Source organism: Synechococcus sp. BA-120 BA3, assembly GCF_034931285.1.
Lineage (GTDB): Bacteria > Cyanobacteriota > Cyanobacteriia > PCC-6307 > Cyanobiaceae > Cyanobium.
Genome location: NZ_JAYGHZ010000022.1, coordinates 10,955 through 15,158 on the forward strand (window position 1 = coordinate 10,955; position 4,204 = coordinate 15,158).

6 protein-coding genes are annotated in these 4,204 nt (G+C 65.1%); 3 read left to right on the forward strand and 3 right to left on the reverse strand.

What is annotated here, in order from left to right:
• From VB737_RS02135 to VB737_RS02145, 3 genes are all read left to right on the forward strand, one after another.
• Positions 1-740, forward strand: a 740-nt coding sequence (locus VB737_RS02135; protein WP_500310736.1) for a hypothetical protein, incomplete at its 5' end; no start/stop codon positions are given.
• The gene (locus VB737_RS02140) at positions 737-1,357 is read left to right on the forward strand and encodes a calcium-binding protein (RefSeq protein WP_500310738.1); all 621 of its coding nucleotides are present in this window, start codon (positions 737-739) and stop codon (positions 1,355-1,357) included. The genes VB737_RS02135 and VB737_RS02140, both read left to right, overlap by 4 nt.
• A 19-nt stretch (positions 1,358-1,376) precedes the next feature.
• On the forward strand, positions 1,377-1,583 hold the full coding sequence (locus VB737_RS02145) for a hypothetical protein (protein ID WP_500310740.1): 207 nt from the start codon (positions 1,377-1,379) through the stop codon (positions 1,581-1,583).
• A gap of 40 nt (positions 1,584-1,623) precedes the next feature.
• Here the strand turns inward: VB737_RS02145 and VB737_RS02150 are convergent, their stop codons facing one another.
• Genes VB737_RS02150 through VB737_RS02160 form a run of 3 tightly spaced genes read right to left on the reverse strand, consistent with a single transcriptional unit; the run spans position 1,624 to position 4,073 of the window.
• A complete protein-coding gene (locus tag VB737_RS02150) occupies positions 1,624-2,457 on the reverse strand; it encodes a CPBP family intramembrane glutamic endopeptidase (RefSeq protein ID WP_500310742.1) in 834 nt (277 codons plus the stop codon).
• Positions 2,458-2,817, reverse strand: coding sequence for an ATP-dependent Clp protease adapter ClpS (gene clpS / locus VB737_RS02155; RefSeq protein WP_323305693.1), 360 nt, complete (start codon positions 2,815-2,817; stop codon positions 2,458-2,460).
• A 29-nt stretch (positions 2,818-2,846) separates the two neighbouring features.
• Entirely contained in the window at positions 2,847-4,073 is a 1,227-nt protein-coding gene (locus tag VB737_RS02160) for an LL-diaminopimelate aminotransferase (protein WP_500310744.1), read from the reverse strand.
• Between the last annotated feature and the right edge of the window lie 131 nt (positions 4,074-4,204).

A 4,204-nucleotide genomic window follows, 5' to 3' on the forward strand; every position in this document is an offset into this window, starting at 1 on the left:
TTTTCAGCCCTTCCAGCTCCGAGGGTCTGCAGCTCCAGCAGCAGTTCCTTGTGGATGCCACGGGCACGCCGCTGACCAGCCAGCTGCCACCGACATCAGGACCAACGGGGATCAGGATAGCTACCCAAGCCTATCCAACGATCCGTTCGGCCATTCGGGCGGCAGCGGCGAATTCCCTGATTGAGCTCGACGCGGGAACCTTCAACATCACAAAGTCGGACGCTGACCCTTCCTCTCCAGCTGTCAAAGGAACATCTCCGGCCTCATTTACGGGGTTTTCCCTATCCGGCGTCACCATCAAGGGAGCCGGCTCGGCAGACACCGTCATCGTCGGTAACCCGCGCCTGCATACCCTCCAGGCTGATGGTCAGCCTCCGGCGGGGTTCACACTGGAGAGCCTTGGGCTCAGCTATGACGCAGCAGCTGAAGGTTATCTCCTTGCTCCCAGCAGGGGCAGTCTTCCCTATGACCCGGCCAGGCCCACAATGGTTGGACTCTCGATTGTCGATGTCGCGTTCTCGGGTCGACACAGAGGTGGTGTGGGGGTCAACGGAACCTACATGGATATCAGTGGTTCCAAAGATGTTTTGCTGGATGGGGTTGTCGTTAAGTTGGAAGGTCAGTACGGTTACTCACCGTCAGCCGGGACGGGGGGAGGATTTTTCTGTTCATGGAGGGCGGACGAAACCTGCAAGTCCGAAATAGTTCTTTCTTCGAGGCTGGTTACAGTTCTTCCGTGATTGCGCTGTTTACGCCTGATGTGGTTATTGATTTTAATCTCTTTGTTGGTGCTGGCTTGATCAAGCAGGATGATGGGCTGGCTCCAGAGGACAACCCCAGAGGAGAGCGTTTCTACAATGCTGGTGGCACATTCGCTAACAACCGACTCAGCGACGGTGCATTCTTTGACTATCTTTATCTCCTTGGTGACCAAGGAACGGTATGGCGGGACTATCTCGCCAAGGAGGGGCCTTTACCTGCCTTGAAGACGTCGGTCATCGGTAATGACTTTGACATCCTCAATGGCGGCTATGGGACGTTGATTCGTTCCGATTTACCGGCTGCGCAGCTTCAGGACCTCCTGGAAGTTCGTGGCAATACCTTCAATGGTGGTGTTGCCGTAAAGAGTGCTCTTGCCTCCTCTTCTGAGCTGGTCTTCGGTCACAACACGATCAATGGCGTAGCGTTTGATCAACTCCGTGTTGGTGGCGTTCAGAATGATGACCTCAGCGCAGTCGGCGAACCCGCCGCCAGCAACTGGATTAGCGGTGATCTGGGTAACGACACCCTTACCGGTGGTCCAATGGCTGATGTCTTCGTGTTCGCCACCCCCCCTGGACGCGGCCGGAAACGTTGACAGGATCACCAATTTCTCGGTGGCCCAGGGCGACAAAGTCTGGCTTGACGATGCCGTCTTCACGGGTCTCTCCGCGAACGGACTTACAGGCCTCATTCAGGTCTCAAACGGCACAGATCTTGAGCTGCTTTACTCCAGTCCCGCTACGGGCTCCTCCATAGCCTTTGCCACCCTCTCGGGCCTGGCGGGCACCACGCTGACAGCGGCCAGCTTCGTCATCTTCTGATCACCACACCAATTCCTGAATTCCTTGGCGTTCTCAAGGATTAGGGAGTGGCTTCGCTGCTTGATGCAGCGGACATCGCCGGCCACCACCGCCGCCGCACCCAGAGCAGCACTGCCAGTCCGAGCCAGCCCACCGCGCCACCGATCGGATTCGGATGGGCTCCTCCCGGGCCCACCAGCCAGGCGGAGGCCTCGGGGGCCAGCGTCAGCCCCCCCCCCTGAAGCAGGAACCAGCCGCCCACGAGGCCGCCATGCAATCCCACGGCGCCCCACAGCACCCCGGAATCGGCTCGCCGCTGCAGCGCCAGTGCCAGGCCCAGCATCGTGAGTCCCCCCAGGAGCCCCAGGGCCCCGGCGGGCCCCAGGTTGAACCGGGTGTGGGCCAGGCTGAACACCAGGGCCTGCCCCCACAGCGCCCGGCTCCTGCCGAAGTGCCGTTCCAGCTCACCCCATAGCCAGCCGCGGAACAGCAGCTCCTCGGCGAACCCCACCCCCAGCAGCAGGGCCAGGGCATTGAGGAGCTGGAGGGCGTTGAGCTGCCCCTGCCAGCCGGCCTGACCGCTGATCAGCAGGATCCCCGCCACCAGGGCCAGCAGCAGGGCGGCCTTGAGCACTCCCCGCACGAAAGCTCGCGTCACCCTGGCCGGGGCAGCCACAACCCCGAGCTGCCGCCAGGGCTGCTGCGCTCCCCACATCCGCCTGACCCACGCGGGCAGGCTGAGCAGCAGCAGCAGCAGCGCCATCGCCGTGCCGAGCAGATCGAGTCGGTCCCGCGGCAGTGCTGGGGCGATGAGGGCCAGGGGCTGAACCAGCAGCCAGCCCAGGCCATAGAGCACGGGCACATAGAGGAGCGTTCCGATCCAACGGCGGATCACTCAGCTCTCCGGCTCGATCGTGCTGGTGAGGCCCTTGGCCTTGAGGGTTTCGCAGTAGAACTCCGCCGGCTCCAGATCGCAGACGATCACCAGGCCCACCCCCGTGTTGTGGGCTTCCAGCATGACGGCAATGGCATCCTGCTCGCTGAGGGACGGCACCACCTGGCGCAGGGTGTTCACCACGTACTCCATGCTGTTCACGGGGTCGTTGTGAAGCAGCACTTTGTAGCGGGGCGAGGTCTTGCGCACCCGCTCCGGCGCCTTCTCGATCACGGCGGCCCCCCCCGGCGAGCGGGACGGGGTTTCGGTGGCCGCCGGGGCGGTGGAGCCGCTGGCGAAGGGCGGGATGGTCATGGGCATGGCCGCTCCGGTCCTGACAGGGGCCAACTCTAAAGAGCCCGGATCCGGCGCATCGCCTCGTCCACGTTGGCGCGGGAGTTGAAGGCGGAGAGGCGGAAATAGCCTTCGCCCGCCGCGCCGAAGCCGCTGCCGGGGGTGCCCACCACATGGGCCTGGTTGAGCAGGTGGTCGAAGAAGCCCCAGGAATCCAGACCCTCGGGGGTCTTGATCCACACGTAGGGGGCCTGCTGGCCCCCGTACACCTGCAGCCCGGCGGCCTCCAGTTCGCGGCGGATGATGGCCGCGTTCTCCATGTAGAAGCCGATCAGGGCCCGCACCTGCTCCTGGCCTTCCGGCGAGTACACGGCTTCGGCGCCCCGCTGCACGATGTAGCTCACGCCATTGAACTTGGTGCTCTGGCGCCGGTTCCAGAGGCCCCACAGTTCCACCGGCTCGCCGGCGGCCGTGGTGCCGGTGAGTCCCCGGGGCACCACGGTGAAGGCGCAGCGGGTGCCGGTGAAGCCGGCGTTCTTGGAGAAGGAGCGGAACTCGATCGCGCAGCGCCGTGCCCCCTCGATCTCGTAGATGGAGTGGGGCAGCTCCGGATCGGAGATGAACGCCTCGTAGGCGGCGTCGAACAGGATCAGGGCGTTGTTGGCCAGGGCGTAGTCCACCCACTGCTTCAGCTGTTCCCGGGTGGCGACGGCGCCGGTGGGGTTGTTGGGGAAGCAGAGGTAGATGAGGTCGACCGGCTCCTCCGGCAGCGGGGCCACGAAGCCGTTGGCCGCCGTGATCGGCAGGTAGGTGAGGCCCCCGTAGCGGCCGCCCCCGTCGGCGTCGCCGGTGCGGCCCGCCATGACGTTGCTGTCGACATACACCGGATAGACCGGATCGGTGACGGCGATCCGGTTGCCGGCCCCGAGGATGTCGAGGATGTTGCTGCTGTCGCACTTGGAGCCGTCGGAGACGAAGATCTCCTCGGCGCTCACCTCGCAGCCGCGGGCCTGGAAGTCGTGGCGGGCGATCGCCTCCCGCAGCCAGCCGTAACCCTGCTCGGGGCCGTAGCCGTGGAAGCCCTCCCGGGTGCCCATGGCCTCGATCGCCTGCTGCATCGCCTGCCGGCAGGCCGCCGGCAGAGGCTCGGTGACGTCGCCGATGCCCAGGCGGATCACGGCCGCCTCGGGATGGGCCTCCGTGAACGCCTTGACGCGCCGGGCGATCTCGGGGAACAGGTAGCCCGCCTTGAGCCGGAGGTAGCTGTCGTTGACCTGGACCATGGGTGGGAAGCGGGAGGCGTGCAGCGGGGCCAGGCGGCATCTTCCTATGGCGCGGGCCGGCCTGCCTACGCTCGGACGGCAGCCCGCCGGTCGCCGCCGTGCCCTTCGCCACCGCCGCCACCGCCACGCCC